The organism is Paraburkholderia sp. IW21 (genome assembly GCF_041321145.1).
Lineage (GTDB): Bacteria > Pseudomonadota > Gammaproteobacteria > Burkholderiales > Burkholderiaceae > Paraburkholderia.
The window spans coordinates 106,328-128,178 of record NZ_JBGGWA010000001.1; the positions used below are offsets into that span (position 1 = coordinate 106,328).

Annotated in this window: 12 protein-coding genes and 1 pseudogene; 6 read left to right on the forward strand and 7 right to left on the reverse strand. The window is 60.1% G+C overall.

Annotated elements, in window-relative coordinates; translation table 11 throughout:
- The first annotated feature begins 9 nt into the window (after window positions 1-9).
- Window positions 10-1,461 carry a bifunctional 2-methylcitrate dehydratase/aconitate hydratase gene (locus ACAX43_RS00490; RefSeq protein WP_370706470.1) on the forward strand — a complete coding sequence of 484 codons (1,452 nt, stop codon included), beginning with the start codon at window positions 10-12 and terminating at the stop codon, window positions 1,459-1,461.
- Window positions 1,462-1,506: 45 nt separating this feature from the next.
- Window positions 1,507-4,224 carry an aconitate hydratase AcnA gene (gene acnA / locus ACAX43_RS00495; RefSeq protein WP_370706471.1) on the forward strand — a complete coding sequence of 906 codons (2,718 nt, stop codon included), beginning with the start codon at window positions 1,507-1,509 and terminating at the stop codon, window positions 4,222-4,224.
- A 114-nt stretch (window positions 4,225-4,338) separates the two neighbouring features.
- On the opposite strand, the gene ACAX43_RS00500 is transcribed toward acnA, so the two are convergent.
- The 7 genes and pseudogenes from ACAX43_RS00500 to ACAX43_RS00530 form a co-directional block, all read right to left on the reverse strand.
- Complete coding sequence (locus tag ACAX43_RS00500; RefSeq protein ID WP_370706472.1) at window positions 4,339-5,466, reverse strand: hypothetical protein; 1,128 nt, start codon at window positions 5,464-5,466, stop codon at window positions 4,339-4,341.
- Window positions 5,463-7,181, reverse strand: coding sequence for a sensor histidine kinase (locus ACAX43_RS00505; RefSeq protein WP_370706473.1), 1,719 nt, complete (start codon window positions 7,179-7,181; stop codon window positions 5,463-5,465). Before ACAX43_RS00505 ends, ACAX43_RS00500 begins: the two co-directional genes overlap by 4 nt.
- Window positions 7,182-7,193: 12 nt before the next feature.
- Window positions 7,194-7,802: a response regulator gene (locus ACAX43_RS00510; protein ID WP_370706474.1), complete on the reverse strand. Its 609-nt coding sequence runs from the start codon at window positions 7,800-7,802 to the stop codon at window positions 7,194-7,196.
- Between the two features lie 206 nt (window positions 7,803-8,008).
- The gene (locus tag ACAX43_RS00515) at window positions 8,009-8,212 is read right to left on the reverse strand and encodes a hypothetical protein (protein WP_370706475.1); all 204 of its coding nucleotides are present in this window, start codon (window positions 8,210-8,212) and stop codon (window positions 8,009-8,011) included.
- 81 nt (window positions 8,213-8,293) lie between these two features.
- Window positions 8,294-9,418 carry an OmpA family protein gene (locus ACAX43_RS00520; protein WP_370706476.1) on the reverse strand — a complete coding sequence of 375 codons (1,125 nt, stop codon included), beginning with the start codon at window positions 9,416-9,418 and terminating at the stop codon, window positions 8,294-8,296.
- A gap of 96 nt (window positions 9,419-9,514) precedes the next feature.
- Window positions 9,515-17,413 carry a YadA-like family protein gene (locus ACAX43_RS00525; protein WP_370707062.1) on the reverse strand — a complete coding sequence of 2,633 codons (7,899 nt, stop codon included), beginning with the start codon at window positions 17,411-17,413 and terminating at the stop codon, window positions 9,515-9,517.
- A gap of 165 nt (window positions 17,414-17,578) precedes the next feature.
- A pseudogene (locus ACAX43_RS00530) lies at window positions 17,579-17,707 on the reverse strand (ESPR domain-containing protein); the annotation flags it as partial.
- A 728-nt stretch (window positions 17,708-18,435) separates the two neighbouring features.
- Between ACAX43_RS00530 and ACAX43_RS00535 the strand changes: the two are divergent.
- The 4 genes from ACAX43_RS00535 to ACAX43_RS00550 are packed head-to-tail and all read left to right on the forward strand — an operon-like array spanning window position 18,436 to window position 21,851.
- Window positions 18,436-18,714, forward strand: a complete 279-nt coding sequence (locus tag ACAX43_RS00535) for a Flp family type IVb pilin (RefSeq protein ID WP_370706477.1) — start codon at window positions 18,436-18,438, stop codon at window positions 18,712-18,714.
- 25 nt (window positions 18,715-18,739) lie between these two features.
- The gene (locus ACAX43_RS00540; protein ID WP_370706478.1) at window positions 18,740-20,266 is read left to right on the forward strand and encodes a pilus assembly protein TadG-related protein; all 1,527 of its coding nucleotides are present in this window, start codon (window positions 18,740-18,742) and stop codon (window positions 20,264-20,266) included.
- On the forward strand, window positions 20,263-21,141 hold the full coding sequence (locus tag ACAX43_RS00545) for a hypothetical protein (RefSeq protein WP_370706479.1): 879 nt from the start codon (window positions 20,263-20,265) through the stop codon (window positions 21,139-21,141). Before ACAX43_RS00540 ends, ACAX43_RS00545 begins: the two co-directional genes overlap by 4 nt.
- Window positions 21,138-21,851 carry a hypothetical protein gene (locus tag ACAX43_RS00550; RefSeq protein WP_370706480.1) on the forward strand — a complete coding sequence of 238 codons (714 nt, stop codon included), beginning with the start codon at window positions 21,138-21,140 and terminating at the stop codon, window positions 21,849-21,851. The genes ACAX43_RS00545 and ACAX43_RS00550 overlap by 4 nt, the downstream gene beginning before the upstream one ends.

Below are 21,851 nucleotides of genomic sequence, written 5' to 3' on the forward strand. Positions count from 1 at the left end.
AGCGCCCCGATGTCCGCTCCGATTTCCAACGTACGACCCGATCCCGACCAGGTCCTGGTCGAGATCGTCGATTACGTGCTGGATTTCCCGATCGACAGCACGCTCGCGCTGGAAACCGCGCGTCACTGCCTGATCGACACGCTCGGTTGCGGACTCGAGGCACTCACCTACCCGGCGTGCACCAAGCTGATGGGACCGATCGTGCCGGGCACGATCGTCCCCAACGGCGCGAAGGTGCCGGGCACGTCGTTCCAGTTGGACCCGATTCAGGCCGCCTTCAACATCGGCGCGATGATCCGCTGGCTCGACTTCAACGACACATGGCTGGCTGCCGAATGGGGTCATCCGTCGGATAACCTCGGCGGGATTCTGGCAACCGCCGATTGGCTCTCGCGCTGCGCCATCGCAGCGGGCAAACAACCGTTGACGATGAAAGACGTTTTGGTCGGCATGATCAAGGCGCACGAAATTCAAGGCTGTATCGCGCTCGAGAACTCGTTCAACAAAGTCGGGCTCGATCATGTATTGCTGGTGAAGCTGGCGTCGACCGCGGTGGTCGGCCAGTTGATCGGCCTCACGCGCGACGAACTGATTAACGCGGTCTCGCAAGCGTTGGTCGATGGACATGCGTTGCGCACGTATCGTCATGCGCCGAATACCGGTTCGCGCAAATCGTGGGCGGCTGGCGATGCAACGTCACGCGCCGTGCGGCTCGCGTTGATCGCGAAGACCGGCGAGATGGGCTACCCGTCGGTGCTGACCGCGAAGACGTGGGGCTTTTACGATGTCCTCTTCAAGGGCAACGAGTTCAAGTTCCAGCGTCCCTACGGCTCGTATGTGATGGAAAACGTGCTGTTCAAGATTTCGTTTCCTGCCGAGTTCCACGCGCAAACCGCTGTGGAAGCGGCAATGACTTTACACATGCAATTGAACGCCGTTGGCAAGCGCGTGGAAGACATCAGCAAGATCACGATCCGCACCCATGAAGCCGCGATCCGCATCATCGACAAGAAAGGCCCACTGAACAATCCGGCCGACCGCGATCACTGCATCCAGTACATGATCGCCGTGCCGCTGATCCACGGCCGCCTGACGGCCGCGGACTATGAAGATTCGATCGCGCAGGACCCGCGTATCGATGTGCTGCGCGCCAGGATGGAATGCGTCGAAGACGCGCAGTTCACGAAGGATTACCACGATCCGGAGAAGCGTTCGATCGCCAATGCACTGACGATCGAATTCAACGACGAGTCAACGTTCGACGAAGTCGTAGTCGAATACCCGATCGGTCACAAGCGTCGTCGCGAAGACGGGATTCCGTTGCTGGTCGAGAAGTTCAAGACCAACCTCGCGCGCCGTTTTCCGGTCAAGCAACAACTGGCGATTCTCGACGTGTCGCTGGATCAGGTAAGGCTCGAAGCCATGCCGGTCAATGAATACGTCGATCTGTACGTCATCTAGTCAAGTTAAGTACTGTAGTTCCGCGATCAAACCAAGGAAAACACCATGGCCCACAACCTCCACAAAACGCTCAAGGAATTCGACAGCGGTTCCGGCAAAGGCAAGTTCTACTCCCTGCCGCAACTCGGCCGAGCACTGAACATCAAGATCGACCGCCTGCCGGTTTCGATCCGTATCGTGCTGGAATCGGTGCTGCGTAACTACGACGGCAAGAAGATCGCCGAAGAACACATCACGCAACTCGCGAACTGGAAGCCGACCGCAGCGCGCGTCGACGAAATCCCGTTCGTCGTGTCGCGCGTCGTGCTGCAAGACTTTACCGGCGTGCCGCTGCTCGCCGACATCGCCGCGATGCGCGGTGTCGCGCAACGCGTGGGCAAGAACCCGAAGTCGATCGAACCGCTGGTCCCGGTCGATCTGGTGGTCGACCACTCGGTGCAGATCGATCACTTCCGCGAAAAGAACGCGCTCGACCTGAACATGAAACTGGAATTCCAGCGTAACAACGAGCGCTACCAGTTCATGAAGTGGGGCATGCAGGCATTCGACACGTTCAAGGTCGTGCCGCCGGGCGTGGGTATCGTTCACCAGGTGAACCTGGAATACCTGGCACGCGGCGTGCACAAGAAAGCCGAAGGCGCGGACACCGTGTACTACCCGGATTCGCTGGTCGGCACCGACAGCCACACCACGATGATCAACGGCATCGGCGTGGTGGGCTGGGGCGTGGGCGGTATCGAAGCCGAAGCCGGCATGCTCGGCCAGCCGGTGTACTTCCTGACGCCGGACGTGGTGGGCGTCGAACTGAAGGGCAAGCTGCGCGAAGGCTTGACGGCGACCGACCTGGTTCTGACCGTTACCGAGCTGCTGCGCAAGGAAAAGGTTGTCGGCAAGTTCGTCGAGTTCTTCGGCGAAGGCACGAAGTCGCTGTCGCTGCCGGATCGCGCAACGATCGGCAACATGGCGCCGGAATACGGCGCAACGATGGGCTTCTTCCCGGTCGACGAAAAAACCATCGACTACTTCAAGGGCACGGGCCGCACCGACGCAGAAATCTCCGCCTTCGAAAACTACTTCAAGGCGCAAGGCCTGTTCGGTATTCCGAAGGCTGGCCAGATCGACTACACCAAGGTCGTCACGCTGGACCTCGGCACGGTGACGCCGTCGCTGGCAGGTCCGAAGCGCCCGCAAGACCGTATCGAAATCGGTCACGTGAAGTCGACCTTCAGCGACCTGTTCTCGAAGCCGGTGGCGGAAAACGGCTTTGCGAAGAAGGAAGCCGATCTGGACGCGCAATACACGACAAGCAACGGCGTCGACGTGAAGAACGGCGACATCCTGATCGCCGCGATCACGTCGTGCACGAACACGTCGAACCCGAGCGTGCTGCTGGCGGCTGGTCTGCTGGCGAAGAAGGCTGTTGAAGCCGGTTTGACGGTCGCGCCGCACATCAAGACGTCGCTGGCTCCGGGGTCGCGCATCGTCACGGAATATCTGACGAAGACCGACTTGATGAAGTACCTCGACAAGCTCGGTTTCACGCTGGCCGCTTACGGTTGCACGACCTGTATCGGTAACGCGGGCGATCTGACGCCGGAACTGAACGAAGCGATCACGAAGAACGACATCGTCGCGGCAGCGGTTCTGTCGGGCAACCGTAACTTCGAGGCGCGTATTCACCCGAACATCCGCGCGAACTTCCTGGCCTCGCCGCCGCTGGTTGTGGCCTACGCGATCGCCGGCAACATCACGCGCGACCTGATGACCGAACCGGTCGGCAAGGGCACGGGTGGCAAGGACATCTACCTGGGCGACATTTGGCCGACCAGCGAAGAAGTCAACGAACTGCTCAAGTTCGCGCTGGACGCAGACGCGTTCCGCAAGAACTACGCGTCGCTGACCAAGAAGGGCGACCTGTGGAGCAAGATCGAAGGCGAAGAAGGTCAGGTCTACGACTGGCCGAAGTCGACCTACATCGCTGAGCCGCCGTTCTTCGGCAAGGACTTCTCGATGACGCCGGCTGACAGCATCCCCGCCGTCAAGAACGCACGCGCTCTGGGCATCTTCGGTGACTCGGTCACGACCGACCACATCAGCCCGGCTGGCTCGATCAAGGAAGACTCGCCGGCAGGCAAATGGCTGAAGGCAAACGGCGTGCAGAAGGCCGACTTCAACAGCTACGGCTCGCGCCGCGGCAACCACGACGTGATGATGCGCGGCACGTTCGCGAATGTCCGCATCAAGAACCTGATGATCCCGGCGAAGGCAGACGGCACGCGCGTGGAAGGCGGCCTGACGATTCATCAGCCGAGCGGCGAACAAGCGTCGATCTATGACGCAGCGATGAAGTACATCGACGCGGGTACGCCGACTGTTGTGTTTGCTGGTGAAGAGTACGGCACGGGCTCGTCGCGTGACTGGGCTGCGAAGGGTACGCAACTGCTGGGCGTGAAGGCTGTGGTCGCACGCAGCTTCGAGCGGATTCACCGTTCGAACCTGGTCGGCATGGGCGTGCTGCCGCTGCAGTTCAAGGGCTCGGATAGCGTGCAATCGCTCGGTATTACCGGCGAAGAAACGTTCGACGTCGAAGGCCTGGGCAACGATTTCAAGCCGCAACAGGAAGTGACGCTGGTGATTCGCGGCAAGGACGGCAAGGAGAAGCGCGTGCAGGTTCTGCTGCGTATCGATACGCCGATCGAAGTCGACTACTACAAGCACGGCGGCATTCTGCCGTTCGTGTTGCGTTCGCTGTTGGCTGCTTAAGTTATTCGCTTACGCATGCAGTAACTGCGAGCTGTTTTGCAGGGGCTGCGTCCTGTGGAGGACGCAGCCGACTTTGGAAGCCCGGCTTTTGGCCGGGCTTTTTTTTTTGGCTTTTTACTTCTGACCGCGGCCTGCCTGGAAGGCGTCCGGGTTGTCGGTGATCCGGCGTTGGGTCATGCGGGCGTTCCAGTCGGCGTCACCCGATATAGGCACAGTGGCACGCGTGGTGACATGTGCGCGCTGCTGGGCGGCCCAGTTAAGCAACGCTGCCTGGTCGATCGCATCGTTGTCGGCCGACGGACGTGCGGTCCATTCAGGCTGCTTCGACACGGCAGGCCGCGTAGCCGGGCGAACCGTGCGGCTCAACGCGAGGCGCTCGTCGACATGCGCCTCGGTCATGCGTGCGACGGCGACTTTGCGGTCCGCTTTTGCCGGACGGCTCGTCATGGTTTCGCGGGTAGACGCTCGCGCGGTTGGCTGCTGCGCGGCGTGCTGCGACAACTGCGTGCGCGGGCTGCGAGGGGCGGCCACGGGGGTAGTGTCGTCGTTCTTGGCGTGGCTCGCTGGCGACACCATTGGCACTGCATAGCTCGCCTCGGAAGGCGCTGGCGCGACATCTGCCGCTGCATAGCTCGGCGCGGATGCGGCCGTGCTCGCGACCGAAGGCACACCCTGCACCACCGTCTGCGTGTCCTCAACTGCCGACTGGGCCAACTTGGCAGGTTCCGGCGAATGATCGACGGGGGCGCTGCTGACCGCCGGCACAACCGGCCGCGTCACGGCCAGCGCTGTCGCCTTCTCCGCTTCTCGCGTCGTGCATGTCGCCAGCAACCACGCCAACGCAATGCTGCAACCCAGAAAGATCGTCGCTCCGATTACGTAATCCGAACGCGACGACCGCAGACGGATCTTGCCCATCTCAAGATAGCGCTTCGCTTCAGCCATCTCCGCATCGAAACGATGGGCGTCCGAGCGTTGCGGGGGTGCCTTGTAGAACAGAACGTGCTTCACGCCCGGAGGAAACGGGCCTCGACGCGCCGGCTGCTCCTTACGTTGCACCGCATCCTGGATCGCCTGTTGCGCTTCGGTTTGTGCGGCGGGCTGGGGTTCGCGTTGCGCTGCATTTTGTGCTGCGGTCCGCGCCGCACGTCGTCGCGACCCAAAAGGCGGCGGCAAACCATCAAATGGCCGCGGCTTCGGAAACGCCAGATCGCCTTCGATCAGGGCCTGCGGTTGGTTCATCGTAGGGTGCTCCGGTGAGGGTCGACCGCCGTGTCGAGTTGCGCGACCAAGGTCCTGGCGCGCTCCATGAGCGCGTCGATTGCACCCGCCTCGTGTTCCAGCGGGGTCGTGCTGGCGTGCCGCAGCGCTTCCATCAGACTGTGCGCGCCGACCAGACCTACGGCGCCGCTCAATCTGTGCAGCACGCTGCTCAACCCTTCGCTGTCGCGCTCGTGATTCAATCCGCTCAGGCGCTTCAGGTCGTCGTCCATTGAATGGCGCCAGCCGCCCAGAAAGGTGTGGAGATCGATACCTTCTTCGGACAACGCGTCGAGATAGCGGCGCTCGAAGGGTTCAGATGGGGCACTCGCCGCAGCTTGTTGCGACTGCGCGACAAGGGCGAACAAGGGCGCCTGCGCGTGACGAGCTGGATCTGTGGACGGTCCCCATTGGTCAACGGTGAACGGCGCACTGAAGCTCGCGCGGATGCCGGAATCTGAACTGCTTGCGACGGAAAGCTCACCTTGCATACGCTGTGCGAGGATCTGGCAGAGCGGCAAGCAGGCATCAGCGTCGCCAAGCCGCCTTTCGGCGGACGCTTCATCAGCGTTCGGTCCGAAAAGTTGTAGTTGCGGGGCATGCGCGGCTTTTCCACCGCCATCCGTCACGCTGACAACAATCCGCTGTGAGCCGGAATTCGACGGCTCCGCGCGCACGACGAGCGCAATCTCTCCATGCGTGCTGGCCTGGACCGTGCGGTTTAGCAGATGGAAAAATATCTGACCGAGCCGGGCACTATCGGCGAGAATCCGCTCGGCGACCGTTTGATCGACGCTCGAGTTCAAGCGCAAACCTCGTTGAGCCGCGGACGGAGACAATAGCGCAATGACGCCGTCGACGAGTTCTCGCAGATTCGTCGCGCTTTCGTCGAGAACGAAGGCGCGCGACTCCAGCGGCGAAACATCCAGCAAGTCGTGAAGCGTTTGACCCCATGTGCGCACCGCGGATTGGATCACCGGAACCTGCGGGCGTTGAGCCGACGGTGTGGCCGCCGTTTCGAGCGATTCAAGCAGACCCGCCACGGCTGTCAATGGAGCTTCCGCATAAAGACGCATCGCGCCGAGCAACCAGAGCCGCTCCTGCTTCGCGGCGGCGCTCGCCTCAGTGGACACTGCGGCGCGTGCGGCCTGCTCCCTCGCTTCGGCTGCATCGCACCGGTGCGTCCATTCGTTTTCAACGTGGTGCAGTTTCTCAGCAGCGCGCCTCAGCGCAGCGCGAGACAGGCATGCGCCGGCCAACGCAACGACCGCCGGGGCTGCGAGCGCCAACAGCCACGTTTGTCGCTCGATCGCGGCATCACGTGCGCCTGTCGCCGATTGGCCGAACGCACGGTGGCTATTACCGGAAGCAAGTGCAAAAGACGCGCTAGCAGCGGTCTCCTCGCGCAAATGAAGATCGCGGGCCGACTGCCCGAGTTGTCCCACTGCGTCGCGTGCGGCCAGTACTGCGGCCGCACGCGAATCGTCAACGCGCAGCGCGCGCGGCGTGCCGTCGACTAACGGCGCCGCGTTGGCGCGTATCGACAGCATGCACAGCAGTGCAAACGCAAAGAGGCAGCCCAACACCGTCGCGAAACGGATCGAAGTCAGCCCCGCGTTGTGAGAGAAACTGTGAGAGGAGCGCGGCGCACGACGACGCGCGCCCGCTGAAGAACCAAGCAGGCTCATTTTATTCATAGCCCGCAACACTCAGTCGATCAACCTGTGCAACGTAGCAAACTCAATCAGCGCGGCCAATGACGACAGTCCAAGCTTTTCCTGGATGCGGCTCTTGTACGTGCTCACTGTCTTGTCGCTCAGGAACAAACGGCTCGCGATATCCCGGTTACTCACGCCACGCGCAAGATATTGCAGCACTTCCACCTCGCGCGCTGACAGGGTGCTTAGTCCGCTCTCGGTCGCCGAATTTGCAGTATCGGCCGGGAAGCAGTCATAGCCGAATAGCACGGTTTTTAGCGCAGTAATCAGTTCGCTGATTTCGCGACCTTTGCCGACATAACCATTTGCGCCGGCAACGCGCGTATAACCGGCCATAACGTGTTCCGGTTTTGCGGAAAGAACAAGGATGCAGATTTTGGTATTGTGTGCACGAATACGGCGGATCATGGATAGACCATCAAGTCGGGGCAAATCGAGATCGAGAATTACCAGATCGGGATTTTCAGTCAGAACCATTTTCAGGCCGTCCTCACCGTCGCCGCACTCTCCAATCAACTCTAATTCCGGATCGGCACGCAGCACATCAGCTATCGTTCCCCGAATCATTGGGTGGTCGTCAATAATCACGATTCTTTTCATTTACCGCTCCATTTTCTGATCATTAATCAATGGGCGTAAAACTGAATCGCAATAGCCCACACAGGAAATCAGACGAAATACTAACAACAATGCAAAGACATTTTTTCGTCGTGGCGATGCGATATTTCTGCAATATTTGTCGGATTTTTCCCACCTGGAGGATTTGAGATTCCCTACGCGCAAGTAGTGAATGCGGTCACCTCGGCTCAATTAACGGCGGATTGCGACACATAGCGCTGACCTTTCGAACGGCGTGCTTGCGTATCCAGGCCGAAATGAAGGTCGTGGTCCGTTCGACGGCAATGCACACCGTGATGGATGCGGATCAGGCGATAATGGCGTTTGCGGAACTGGAATTCGCTCAGAGCGAGCGGGAGGCAGAAAGTGGGGAGAGAAGCGAGCGCGAACATCGTTAGCGCTCGTGATACGTATTACAGCCCTACCGTTGAACGTAATCGCCGGCCCGACAGGGGCCGGCGATTACACCCGCCTCACTGATCTTGCGGGTCTTGCTGTTGCATCTGCTGTGGCTGCATTTGCTGCGCTTGCGGCGCAGCTGATGCCTGCGCATTACTGCGCATAAAGTCCAACTCGACGCGACGGTTCGGTGCCAGACAGTCGATCAGAGCCTGTTGGTTCCGGTTGTTACACTGCACCACCGGTTCTTCCTTGCCACGACCACGAGCCATCATCGGCGCTTTGACTCCGCCGCTCTGCAGATAGCGTTTGACCGTCTCAGCACGCTTGTTCGACAGCTGACGGTTGTAGCTGTCGCTACCGAGGCGGTCCGTATAGCCTTCGATACGGATGCCCGTGACGTCGTCGACCTGTTTCAGATCGCGGGCCAACTGATCGAGCTTGGCTTTGCCACCTGGCAGCATGCCAGCCAGATCGCCGCGATCGAACTTGAAGGTCGCGTCCGCTTGCAGCGTCATCTTCTGCGGGATCGGCGAAACGACCGGTGCCGCGACCGGCGGCGGCGTGCAGGCCTCAAGCGCTGCGCCGATGCCGGGCAGGCCCTTTTCGACGCCATTGACCAGGCGCTGACTCTCGCTGAAGTCACGCGTCCATGCTTCATGGCCTGCGTGAATCAGTTCGACTTCCGAGCACGCGGTGAGGCGCTGAGCTTCCTGGCACTGCGCGAAGAGCGGAGACGTCTTCGCAGCCAGGATCTGCTTCCACAGATCCGGCCGCACCACCGAAGAGGTCCGTAGTTCCGGATTGTCGACGGAGAGCCCCTGGCCGGTTTCGAGCGCCGTGGTCAGGCGGTTGGCTTCGACCAGCGCTTCCTCGACAAAGCCCCAGCCGTCGTGGCTGGAACGTTCGTCGCGCGCGGCGTTCAGCCAGCACTGCGCCTTGTCACCGAAGTAGTTACTTTTGCGCTCACCGAGTGCGTTCAGACGGGTCTGAACCGAGCTCAGCATCGAGCCGTTCTTGACACCGCTATAAGTCGAGATCCACTGCGGCGTCACGGCCCCAGCGGCCTGACTCTGCGTTGCGCTGAAACCGTTCTGCAGAACCGTTGGGTCCTGGATTTGCAGGTGATCGCGCGTCGCGGACGACGAACATCCGGCGAGCATCGCGGCAAGCGCGATGGCGATTAATGAATACTTCATGTCTGTTTCTCATGGAAAGAGGGTCGCACGGAAGCTTCCCGTGCGACCCAGACAGCTAACGTCTTAAGCTTCTATTCAAGGCCTTGCGGCCATGGCTTAGTTGCCGAGGACGATGCCGATACCAGCGCGAACGATGGTGCTATTGCCGCCCGAAGTGGACACGCCAAGGTTGTAGTTGATCGTGCCCTTCTCGTTCCAGCGGGACACGCCCAGACCCACAGCCTGGTAGCCACGGTAGTTGGCAACACCTGCGTTCAGCGTGGTACGGCCCGGCAGGTACGGCGTGACGATGTTCAGCGCCGATGCCGAAGCGATACCCTTGGCTGCACTGCGGTCGACGTTGTTGATCGACTGCTGCATGCCACCCATCGCGTTGTTCAACTGACCGAGGTTGACTGCATCGGTTGCTTGCGTACCGGCTGCGACGTTGGTGATCTGACGCTCGTTACCGGCAGAACCCACCGATACCGAGTTGTCGCGATCCGTCGTCGAGTTCGAACCCAGCGCGACCGAGTTGGCGTTCGGAGCCGAAGCACCCGAACCCATCGCGACCGAGTTGTCGCCCGCCGTCACCGTGTTCTTGCCGATTGCAATCGCTTCCGTGCCCGATGCAACAGCACCGTTACCGATCGCGATCGCATCCGTACCCGACGAAACCGCAGCCGTGCCACCAGAGGCCGGGGTGTTGATGTTGACGTAAGTCGTGTCGCCCGCGCCGCCGCCTGACAGGTTGTTCACCTGGCTTTGGAGGCTCGAGAACTGCGAGTAGTTGACCGCATCATTCGCGCTCGAACCTGCAGCAACGTTCGTCAGCGTCACCGGCGTCGTGGAACCCACGCCACCCAGCGTCACCTTGCTCTTCGACGAGTCGTCGTAGGCCACGCCATTCGTCGTGCCGCCGCTACCGGCGTGATCAGCGACATACGTTTTCATCTGCCCGAAGTTCACGGCGTCGGTCAGATCCGTACCCGCAGCCACGTTCTTCAACTGAGTCGCTGCGCCGCCCGCGTTGAAGGTCACCGTCTCCTTCGACGGGTTGTCGTAGGCGATGAACGAGTTGGTCACGTTGCCTGCCGTGTCGACGGTCAAACCAGCGTCCTTCAATTGCTTGAGGTTCACTGCTTCGTCGTCGTTCTTCGCGGCGGCCACGTTTGCGACCGTCACCGGCGTGCCCGTGTTGCCAAGGGTCAGCAGGTCGTGCGCATCAGTGTCATACACCACACTGTTGACCGAACCACCACCCGAATCGATCTTCGCGTTGAGGCCAGTCAGCGCTGCACCGACGTCGTTGAACGTGCTGCCGCTCAGCGTGTAGGTCGGCTTCGACACCTTGCCATCCGAACCAACCGTCGACCCACCGCCCAGCGCCGCTGCCGTGCTGCTCATCGCGCCGTACAGCTGCGAACCGTTGATGGCTTGCTTGCTGCCCGACGTGACCTGGCCGTTAGCGACGTTGGCCAATACCACCGGTGTGGCGGAGCCGGAACCGCCAAACGTAACTTGGCCCTTGTTCGCGTCGTCATACGCAACGAATGCACCCGACACGTGACCGCTCGAGTCGAAGCTTGCGCCCAATGCCTTCAGCTGCTGCACGTTCACTGCGTCGTTGTTCGCCACACCGTCGGCCACGTTCGATACCGTCACCGGCGTGCCCGTGGTGCCACCCAGCGTCACCTTGTTGTGCGACGTCGTGTCGTACATTACAGCGTCGACCGAGCCACTGCCGCCGCTCGACGCGGCCGCGACCAGTGCCGAGCCCACGTCACTGTACGTCTTGCCGTTCAGCGAGTAGGTCGGCGTCGACACAGTGCCGTCCGCACCCACCTTCGCCCCACCGCCGAGTGCCGTCGCCACGCTGGCTGCCGTGTTGTACAACTGCGCGCCATTGATCGCGTCCTTGCTGCTGGACGTGACCTGACCCGCTGCAACGTTGGTCAACGTAACCGCCGGGTTCGTAACTGCGCCGCCGAGCGTCAGCTTGTTGTGCGCCGACGTGTCATAGACCACCGCGTCCGCCGAACCGCCGCCGGCGACTGCCGCGATAGCGCTGGTCATCTGGCCGAGGTTCACAGCATCGGTATTTGCCGTACCAGCTGCGACGTTGATGATCTGGCGTTGTGCCGCGCTATTGCCAACCGAAACTGCGTTGGCACGATCAGCGGTCGAGTTCGTGCCCAGCGCCACGGCATTTGCTGCAGTCGCAGTTGCGCTCGTGCCGAGAGCCATCGAGTTTGTTGCCGCCGTGGTGGTCTTAGCTTGACTTCCCATCGAGACGGAGTTGTCGCCGAGCGCTTGCGATTTAAACCCAAATGCCAGCGAATTCGCTCCCTCAGCTTGCGCGTTGTAACCGATCGCCACGCCGTTGACAGCGTTGTCACCGGTTGAAGCACCCTTGCCGATCACAGTTGCATTGACCGACAGCGCCGCGGCATTCGAACCGACAGCGGTCGAACCATCCATGCTGGCCAGAGCCTGCGCGCCGATAGCAAGCGCGTTTTCACCGTTCGACACAGCCAACGGCCCAATCGCCATTGCATTCAGCTTGGTGTTGTCTACCGTCGTACCCTCGCTGCCTTGGGTCACGTTCGTGCTTACTGCGATGTAGCTCGTCACAGGCGTAGCGCCCAGAAGCATCGAGCGCACGCCGTTCGTCTGTTGAGAGAGCTGCTGTTGCAGCGCGGTCAATTGACCGAACGTCGCGGCGTCATGAGCATCCGTACCATCGGCCACATTCATGATGCGCTTTTCCGCACCGTCGCGGCCAACCGACACCGTGTTATCAGCCGACACGACAGCGTTCGAACCGAGTGCTACGGCATTGTTGAACATCGCGCGCGCGCCCGAACCGATGGCGATCGACTTGTTACCGCTCGCGTACGAGTTACCGCCGATGGCGACCGCTTCTGAGCCGTTGGCCGTAGCCGCCGATGCTACCGAGACCACCTTGATGTACTTCGTAGCATTCGAGATGTCAGTGTTGATCGAGCCAACCGTCGTAGCAACTGCATCGATGGCAGCGCCCACGTCGGTGTACGTCTGGCCGCCGACTGCATACGCCGGCTTCGTCACCGTGCCGCTCGGGCTCACCGAAGAACCGCCACCCAACGCGTCCGCAACGCTCTGCGATACGCCAAACAACTGCGAACCGTTCACTGCATCACGACTGTTTACCGTCACCGAGCCTGCAGCGAGGTTGGTCAGCGTCACCGGCATTGCCACACCGTTGCCGCCCAATGTCACCTTGTCGTGCAACGTGGAGTCGTACTTCACAGCGTCAGCGGTGGACGCGCTCGTGCCGGAGGCCACCGCCGCCTGCAACTGACTCACGTTCACTGCGTCAGTGGCTGCGGCGCCCGCCGCCACGTTCGTCACGCGGCGTTCATTGTTCACCGAACCGACCGATACTTCGCCTACCGGCGTCAAACCGGACAGCGTGCCGCTTGCCGCCTGGTACGCCGTTGCGCCCAAGTTGGCCGTCGTCGTCGAATTCGCGCCCAGCGCGACCGAGTTCTTTGCCGTTGCCATCGCCTTCGCGCCGATCGCTACGGCATCCGTACCGGTTGCCGACGAATCGGCCAGCGTCGAATTGGCGTGGAAGTACTTGATGCCGTTACCGGTGCCATTGGTGATGTTATTCACCGTATTGGTCAGGTTCGTCACGTTGCCTGCGACGTTCGCCACGTTCTGGTTCGTCTGGAACAGTTGCGTACCATTGACCGCGTCCGTGCTCGACGCCGACAGCGAGCCCGCCGTCAGACCCGAGATCTTCGTCGTGCCGCTCGCGCCCTTCAGGGTGATCGAGTTCTTCGTCGAGTCGTCATACGCGACAAATGCGCCCGACACGTTGCCGCTTGTATCGAAGCTTGCGCCCAGATCCTTCAGCTGCTTCAGGTTCACTGCGTCCGTGTTGGCCGTACCTGCCGCCACGCCCGAGATCTTCGTCGTGCCGCTCGCGCCCTTCAGCGTGATCGAGTTCTTCGTCGAGTCGTCATACGCAACAAATGCACCCGACACACCACCGCTGGTATCGAAACTTGCACCCAAGTCCTTCAACTGCTTCAGGTTCACTGCGTCCGTGTTGGCCACACCGGCCGCTACGTTCGACAGCGTCACCGGCGTCGTTGCACCCGTGCCGCCAAACGTCACCTTGCTCTTTGCCGAGTTGTCATACGAGACAAATGCGCCTGTCACAGCACCGCTGGTGTCGAAGCTTGCGCCCAGATCCTTCAACTGCTTCAGGTTCACAGCATCGGTATCTTGCGTACCCGCAGCCACGTTGACCAACTGCCGCTTGAAGGTACCAGAACCAATAGAAACCGTGTTGTTCCGATCAGCGAGCGAGCTCGAACCCAATGCGACAGAGTACGTACCGGTCACTTTTGCCTGAGAGCCGATTGCAACGCCTTCCAGACTCGTGACCGATGCGGCACCACCGATCGCAATGGCATCCACACCCGTGGCCGTGGAATCCGCACGCGCCGAATTGACGTGGAAGTACTTGATACCGTTGCCGCTGCCACTGGTGATGTTATTCACCGTATTGGTCAGGTTCGTCACATTCCCTGCAACGTTCGCCACGTTCTGGTTCGTCTGGAACAGCTGCGTACCATTGACCGCATCCGTGCTCGACGCCGACAGCGCGCCGGCCGTCAGACCCGAAATCTTCGTGCCGCTCGCACCCTTCAGCGTGATCGAGTTCTTCGTCGAGTCGTCATACGCGACAAATGCGCCCGTCACAGCACCACTGGTATCGAAGCTTGCACCCAAGTCCTTTAGCTGCTTCAGGTTCACTGCGTCCGTGTTCGCCGTACCTGCCGCCACGCCCGAGATCTTCGTCGTGCCGCTCGCGCCCTTCAGCGTGATCGAGTTCTTCGTCGAGTCGTCATACGCGACAAATGCGCCCGTCACAGCACCGCTTGTATCGAAGCTTGCGCCCAGATCCTTCAGCTGCTTCAGGTTCACTGCGTCCGTGTTCGCTACACCGGCTGCCACGTTCGACAGCGTCACCGGCGTCGTTGCTCCGGTGCCGCCAAGCGTCACCTTGGTGTGTGCCGACGTGTCATACACAACCGAATCACCACCCGTGCCGGTACCCGCCGCCGCGAGAGCCGCGCCGACGTCGTTGTACGTCTTGCCGCCGATCACATAGGTCGGCTTCTTGATCGAACCGTCGCTATTCACGCCTGCGCCACCACCGATCGCACTCGTCACACCCGTCAACTGGCTAACGTTCACCGCATCGGTGCTCGCCGTACCGGCTGCCATATTGACAACGCGCCGCTGAGCCGTGCTGCTACCGACCGACACAGTGTTTGCACTGTTCGCGATCGAACCTGCTCCCAGTGCCACGGAATTAGCCGCGCTTGCGGTTGCGCCCGAGCCGAGCACCATTGACTTGTCTGCAGCGTCAAGCGCGATAGCGTTAGTTCCGAGCGCGAACGAGTTACCGGCGTACGCGTGGGCGCTATACCCGATGCTGACACCGTTCGCGCCCTCAGAACTTGCGTTGTAGCCAATCGCCACGCCGTTGACTGCGTCGCCGCCGGTGCTTGCGCCCTTGCCGATCACAGTTGAATTGCTTGTCAATGCAGCAGCACCCGAGCCGACAACAGTCGTTCCATCCAAGCTGGCATTAGCCTGGGTACCAACGGCGAGTGAACCGATACCGTTCGCTGATGCCCCTGGCCCGATGGCCATGGCGTTCAACGGATTGTCAGTCGTCACGGTGGCTGCGAGGCCTGGCGTGATGTTCGTGCTCACCGCGATAAAGTTGGTAACCGGCGTTGCGCCGAGAAGCATCGAGCGAACACCGCTCGACTGTTGAGAGAGTTGCTTTTGCAGCGCGGTCAACTGACCGACCGTTGCGGCATCGGTAGCATTTGTACCGTCAGCCACATTCACGATGCGCTTTTCCGCACCTTCGCGGCCAAGCGACACCGTGTTGGCTTCCGTCACAACAGCATTCGAGCCAAGAGCGACGGAATTGTCGTACATCGCGCGCGCACCGGAGCCGATGGCAATCGACTTGTTACCGCTCGCGTACGAGTTACCACCGATGGCAACAGATTCTGCGCCGTTCGCCGTTGCGCCCGCCGCTACCGACACCACCTTGATGTACTTCGTCGTACTTCCGACATTGGTGTTGATACCGTCGATGGCTGAACCAACGGCATCGAGGGCGGATCCGACGTCGCCGTACGTGCTGCCGCTGACAGTGTAGGCCGGCGCGGAAATTGTGCCGTCCTTGTTCACGACTGTCTTGCCGCCCAGTGCGGCTGCCGTGCTGGCCATTGCTCCATACAGTTGCGAGCCGTTCACTGCATCTGCGCTAGACGACGCGATCGTGCCGGCGGCCACGTTGGTCAACGCAACCGGTTTCCCCGCACCCACGCCGCCGAACGTCACCTTGTCGTGCGACGACGTGTCGTACACGACACCGTTCGTCGAACCGGTTGCCGCCTTTGCGTTCACTGCATTCAGTGCTGCGCCGACGTCCGTGTATGTGTTGCCATCCAGTGCATAGGCAGGCTTCGAGACCTTGCCGTTCGCGTCGACCGACGAATTGCCGCCCAATGCGGCTGCTACGCTGTTTGCCGTGCCGTACAGTTGCGAACCGTTTACTGCGTCAGTACTGCTGGAGGTGATCGTGCCTGCTGCCACGTTGGCCAGTGCGACCGGCGTGGTGGAGCTCGTTCCGCCGAGGGTGACCTTGTCGTGTGCCGAGGTGTCGTATTTGACGGCGTCGGTGCCAGTGCTGGCCGATGCCAATGCGCCAATCGCGTCGCCGACGTTGTTGTACGTGGTGCCATCCACGGCGTAGGCGGGAGCACTGATCGTGTTGTCAATCTGGTTCGCCTTCGAGCCGCCGCCCATTGCAGCCGCGACGGTTTGTGCCAGACCGTAGGTCCGGTTGTCGGTGTCAGCGATAAATTTGGTAACACTGGCCAACTGTGCGCCGTTCACGGCTTCGGTACTCTGGTCGCTGACCGCGCCTGCCTTGACGTTCAAAAGGGCAACAGGCGTCGTCGAGCCCGCACCGCCCAGTGTAAGCGTAGCGTGAGTCGAATTATCGTACTTCACTAGATCCGGCAACGTGCCACCCGTGATCGCGTTGGCGACCGTAGCGTTCATCTGCTTCACGTTGACCGCGTCGGTGTCCGCTGTACCTGCAGCAAGGTTGGCAATCTGACGTTCGGCACCACTGTTGCCCACCGAGACAACATTGGCCCGGTTCGCCAGCGAGTTCGCGCCCAGCGCAACCGAATTGTTCGCGTTCGCGCTCGCATTGCCGCCGATAGCCACACTTTCTGCGCCACCCGCGACAGAGTCGGCGAGCGTTGAATTCGCGTGGAAATACTTCAGATCCACCGGAGTAGGCGTCGGAGTAGGCGTCGGAGTAGGCGTGAGTCCGCCAACAGCCGCGCGCAACTGGTCCAGGTTGACAGCGTCGGTACCTGCGGTACCCGGCGCGACGTTGACAATCTGACGCTCGCCGCCCGGCCTACCGACCGATACGGTGTTTGCGCGAACCGCCACGGACCCCGCGCCCAGCGCTACCGCATTGGTCGCCAGCGCCGATGCCTGACTGCCCAATGCGAGTGCCGAACTGTTGGTCGCTGTAGCACTCTGACCGACCGCGACCGCGCCGTCAGCCGACGCCAGAGCAGAACCACCGATTGCAATCGCGTAGTTCCCGCCCGCCGCCTGTGCCTCGTCGCCAATTGCGATGTTATCCGTACCACTCGCCACAGCATGTGGGCCGATGCCCATTGCGTCCGCCCCGGTCGCCTCAGAATCTGGCTTGGTCGAGGCAACGTGAAAGTACTTCAGATCGTTCTTCTGGTATATGTAACTATAGATGTCGTCCAGCGACGCGCCACTTCCGCTCTCTCCGCTCTCTCCGCTCCCTCCGCTTGAGGCGCTGCCGCGCGTGCATCCCCAATAGCCGCCCGACTCGTAGGTCGTACAAAGTAGACCATCACTGCTTCGAACCATCGTTTGGTTCGCTTGCAACCCGGCTAAACCATACTGTGCAAGCTGTGAGTCAGGGATACCGGCATAAGGCTTACCGTCAGAGCCAATATTGTCAATGTGGTCCCAGCCATTATTCCATGTTGCATATGCATGTGCCGTGCTAACGGCACCGAACATGCCGACTGAAGCAACGGCAACCGATGTAATGTTGCGAGCCGCCCGACTCGATTTCTTCCCACTACCCTTAGCGGTCTCCGCAGCGGCCACATACGTACCCGCCTTCGCGTTCCAAACCGATTTGTAAACCTTGTTCATTCTTGTTGCATTCCCAAAAAAACGGGCGAGCCCTGCTCGCAGTTAAATTTGTGAAACCGTTCAAACGGTCTCCGCAAAAAAACTGGCCGCGTGCCTTATAAAGCTCGACCTAGACCTTTTCACGTGCCGCGAATTTAACCGCAAGCCCTATCCCCTAAAACACGGAAACAGATGAATACAAGTAGGAGTTTTCTGAGCGCACGTAAGAACACAATTGAAACAGGTCGACGAACCGCGTCCAGATTGAGATTGGACTAACTCATCAACTTCTATCGAGATATGGCAGACCTATTTGATACACGTCGCATCGCCGCAACAGCGGCATGCCTACAGAAAACGGGCAGACGGATTACTAACTGACATTAGGCATTTCACGCCCCTCATGCTGCATACAATGCCTTCCAAGCAACCAATTAGAGGCCCTCAAGACCTAAGGCGAGCGCCAAAACGGGCGCCTTCGCACCGCACCGCAATAGCCACCTCCCTAACAAGCCGGTACGAATCGATGGGACGAACATAACTGTTGCTTGGCTTAGGAAATCAACGGCACAGATACAGAAATTTCCTACACCAACACGCCCCGCAGATTCCTATACTTCGTCCCGCCACTGTTGCTCTGCATTTTGATCAGTTAATTCGTGAATTTCTGTTTCTGTTCAAAATATAAAAACCGGTAAAACCGTGCCAAGGCAACATGCATTCTTATTATTTAACTTGAAATAGAGATCATGAAAATTTCTCAAATCCGCCGTAAAAATAAACAACTCGGTCAAGGCATGACTGAATACATCATCATCGTCGCACTGATCGCCGTGTCGGCAATTGGCGTGTATTCGCTGTTCGGCCAAACCCTGCGTAACCAGACTGCCGGTCTTGCAAAAGAAATGTCGGGCCAAACGGCTACGGACAACATCTCGACGGCTCAGCAGAACGCCAACACGGCTACGAGCAATGCCAACAAGACGAAAAACATGGGTACGTACGACGCAGCTAACGTCGTCAACTAATCTTCTTCAGATTGCGATAAACATTATGAAACGCTCTGCCCGCAAGGGCAGGGCCAGGGTCGCCAGCGCTAGCGGGCAGGCGCTGGTCCCTGCTCTAATTTTTCTTCTGGTCGGCAGCATCGGCCTCTATGTGGCGTTCAACTCGTTCCAGATGACGAGCGCCAAGATCAAACTTCAAAACACTGCGGACGCAGCTGCCTATAGCGCAGCCGTGCTGCAGGCACGCGACTACAACTTCTCCGCGTATACAAACCGCGCCATGGTTGCCAATCAGGTCACCGCGGCGCAGGCGGTCGCACTGAAGTCCTGGATCGACGATCTCGATTCAACCTATAGCCATTCCGATCTCGACGACAGCGTTAAGGGCATCGCGGATCACCCCGATCAATGGAACACGCCGAAAAGCCGCGGCAAGGCCGATATTGGCCCCGTGCGGGCAACCCTGGATTCGCTGCTTCCTACGCTAGCGAAAGGGATTGGCGCGATTAATCTCGCACTGAGCAACGCGCAGGCCAATTATCACGCCGCCGTTTTCGTTGCTGTGCCAGACACGGCCGACGCTGTGGCTCGGCAAAATCAAGTCGACACGCACGTCACAACTGGCTATTTCATAAGCCCGCGTAATGCAGTCCAGTTGTCTTCTTGGCAATCCTATACGCGCACCGTCACACCGGCTGGCACGCTCGGCTACGATCATTTCGCGGACATCGTCACAAATGCGGACACGCTCGACGACTTCGTCAAGAACCGCGATTCGACCCGCAGTGTGGTGCCTGACTACCAGCAACTCGACGACTCTGCCAATAAGGTCTGTCGGAGCGGTGGCCGTATCGCCATTACAGTCTCCCATGACGGCGGCACGCAATTGCGTACGGACAAGAAGGGCTGGCAGTCCATCGACGCCAGCACCGCGCACGTGAATATCACCTGCTTGTACGCATTTGACGCCATTGCGGGCAGCGGCGGCAGCGCAAACGGAAATGTTCAAACCTTCATGTCACGGCCGCCCTTCGCCGCGGCAGAAGACTGGCAAGGCTACGGTGACTACTACAACTTCGGTGACCACACCAGCCCGCTACCGGGATCGCTCGTATCGCCGGCCATGGCGCAGCAGTTTTATAACGGCCCCGGCACCTCCATGGACACCGACAACGGCGGCCTCCTGCCCTATCAAGACATGAGCGGTACACCCGTGGCGACCAAGGCTCCGCGCATCACGATAGAAGTGGAGCGCGTAGGCACCACGTTGGTAAAGACGCCTGGCTTGCACGGCGGCGGACGCATGGAGGTTCAGGCTAATGATGCCGGTGGTGTCATGCGAGCCCTGTCTAGCGCAAATGCTTATTTCGTTCGCCCTAACGAGAGTTCGTTAGGCGCAGTCAGCGGCGCATTGATGCGTGCCGATGCGTGGGCACGCGCGGACGGACAAACCGAATACCCGAGCCTCTTCAGCCCGTACTGGCAGGCCACGCTCGCGCCGGTCAGCATCGGCGAGCGCAGCGTCGCCATGGCCACGCAGATCTCCGGGGGAACCCAGGCAGGAAAGCCATGAAACGAATGAACGCAAGAAGGGCAAGTCAGTCCGGTCAAGCCATCGTGGAGTTTCTGGTCGCGACAACGTTGGTCATGAGCGTGCTGTTCCTCGCCATCGTGATGCTTGGCAAGTTCAACGACGTCCGCAACAAGACGTTGATGGGCTCCCGCTACGTCGCGTGGGAACGAACCGTGTGGTCAGATGGCGACTCCGCTAAGAATTTGAGTTCCGATCCGGCAAGCACGGAAGCGTGGTCTGCGAGTTATGGCCAGACGGCATTAAGCACCAACAAGATGGATGACGAAATGCGGCGCGAATTCTTGCAGCGTTTCGCCTCGGCTAATGGCGCGCCCATCAAGAGCACGGACCGCAACAAGGGCTCGCTGCCGTCTGCCCAGCAAACGATGTGGGAAGACCACAGCGGTAAGTCATTTCTCGGCTCGGCGAACGACGTCAGCGTTACCACTGTCAGCAGCAAAGATCCGGCCACGAACCTCAATCAATATACGGGTTCGTCGTTTGGATCGGTGCAGACAGCCAGCGGTGGTACGTACAGCGCGACGATGGCACTACCGACTCGCACACTGGAAACCGGCACGCTCGCTATCGCGATCGCGCAAGACAGCGACACGCTTAAGCGCCTGTGGCCCGGCTTCACCGGTCTGAGCTTTAGCGACACGAACGTGCTGCTGACGAATACCTGGCTGGCTGAAGGTAGTGCAAATTCGAAAGCGCTGTTCGCCAAGGCGGTGCCCGCGGCTAACACGAACGTGGTTCAGCCATCCCTTTATAACGGTCTGCAAAAGTACGCGCCCGAAATTGGCACAACCGCCAAGCTCGAGTTCGGCCGTATTCAGCAGGATGTGCTTCCAAACGATCGACTTAGACCATGACATTCGCTCAGTCAATTGCGCGCGGATCTTTGCTCGCGTGCACACTTATTTCAGGGGCCGCCCTAGCGGACGCAGCCTGCGACAAGCAGCCTGTAAAAGCCAGCCATACGCAGGCCATTGGCCGCGACATGATCGTGAATGGTGTCCCTACTTCGGTTTGGGGATTGGAGTTCGCCGGTTCGCCAGCTGACGTTTCGAATGAGTTCCGTGAATTCTGGACAAGCGAAGACGTACCGGCCAAGGGAAAACGAGGGCCGTCCGGATGGCTGCTTAGCGCTTTGGACGACACCTGCCACTACGTACTCACCATTCCGCCGCAACCCGATGGTGCTCGAACCAAAGGGCTCCTGAGTGTGACGCAGTTGGCAGGCGGTGCCGTACGTCATCGGATACCCGATTCAGCCGTTCCGTTGCCAGAAGGCGGCCGGATTATTTCGGATGTCGAAAGCCGCGACCCTGGCCAGGCGGGACGAACTTGGCTCATCGAGATGTCCGGCCGCGCCAGCGACAACGCCCAGCGCTACAGCAGCCGGCTCTCGGATGAAGGTTGGTCAACTGTCGCTCAAGCGCCCGCGTATCAGTTGGATGGTTCGCAGCGAATCATGGGTAACGCCATGGTCATGCAGCGCGGTGGCGATCGCCTGGATGTGATTTTTTCCGACCGCAACGGGCAAACCGAAGCTGTCGTCAATGCAGCAAGGAACCGTTGA

Bases quoted from the DNA above. Each gene is read 5' to 3' on its own strand.
- ACAX43_RS00520 (WP_370706476.1), bottom strand. From the start codon at position 9,418: ATGAAGTATTCATTAATCGCCATCGCGCTTGCCGCGATGCTCGCCGGA.
- ACAX43_RS00525 (WP_370707062.1), bottom strand. From the start codon at position 17,413: ATGGTTCGAAGCAGTGATGGTCTACTTTGTACGACCTACGAGTCGGGC.
- ACAX43_RS00535 (WP_370706477.1), top strand. From the start codon at position 18,436: ATGAAAATTTCTCAAATCCGCCGTAAAAATAAACAACTCGGTCAAGGC.
- ACAX43_RS00540 (WP_370706478.1), top strand. From the start codon at position 18,740: ATGAAACGCTCTGCCCGCAAGGGCAGGGCCAGGGTCGCCAGCGCTAGC.
- ACAX43_RS00550 (WP_370706480.1), top strand. From the start codon at position 21,138: ATGACATTCGCTCAGTCAATTGCGCGCGGATCTTTGCTCGCGTGCACA.
- ACAX43_RS00545 (WP_370706479.1), top strand. From the start codon at position 20,263: ATGAAACGAATGAACGCAAGAAGGGCAAGTCAGTCCGGTCAAGCCATC.
- ACAX43_RS00515 (WP_370706475.1), bottom strand. From the start codon at position 8,212: ATGTTCGCGCTCGCTTCTCTCCCCACTTTCTGCCTCCCGCTCGCTCTG.
- acnA (WP_370706471.1), top strand. From the start codon at position 1,507: ATGGCCCACAACCTCCACAAAACGCTCAAGGAATTCGACAGCGGTTCC.
- ACAX43_RS00510 (WP_370706474.1), bottom strand. From the start codon at position 7,802: ATGAAAAGAATCGTGATTATTGACGACCACCCAATGATTCGGGGAACG.
- ACAX43_RS00500 (WP_370706472.1), bottom strand. From the start codon at position 5,466: ATGAACCAACCGCAGGCCCTGATCGAAGGCGATCTGGCGTTTCCGAAG.
- ACAX43_RS00505 (WP_370706473.1), bottom strand. From the start codon at position 7,181: ATGAATAAAATGAGCCTGCTTGGTTCTTCAGCGGGCGCGCGTCGTCGT.
- ACAX43_RS00490 (WP_370706470.1), top strand. From the start codon at position 10: ATGTCCGCTCCGATTTCCAACGTACGACCCGATCCCGACCAGGTCCTG.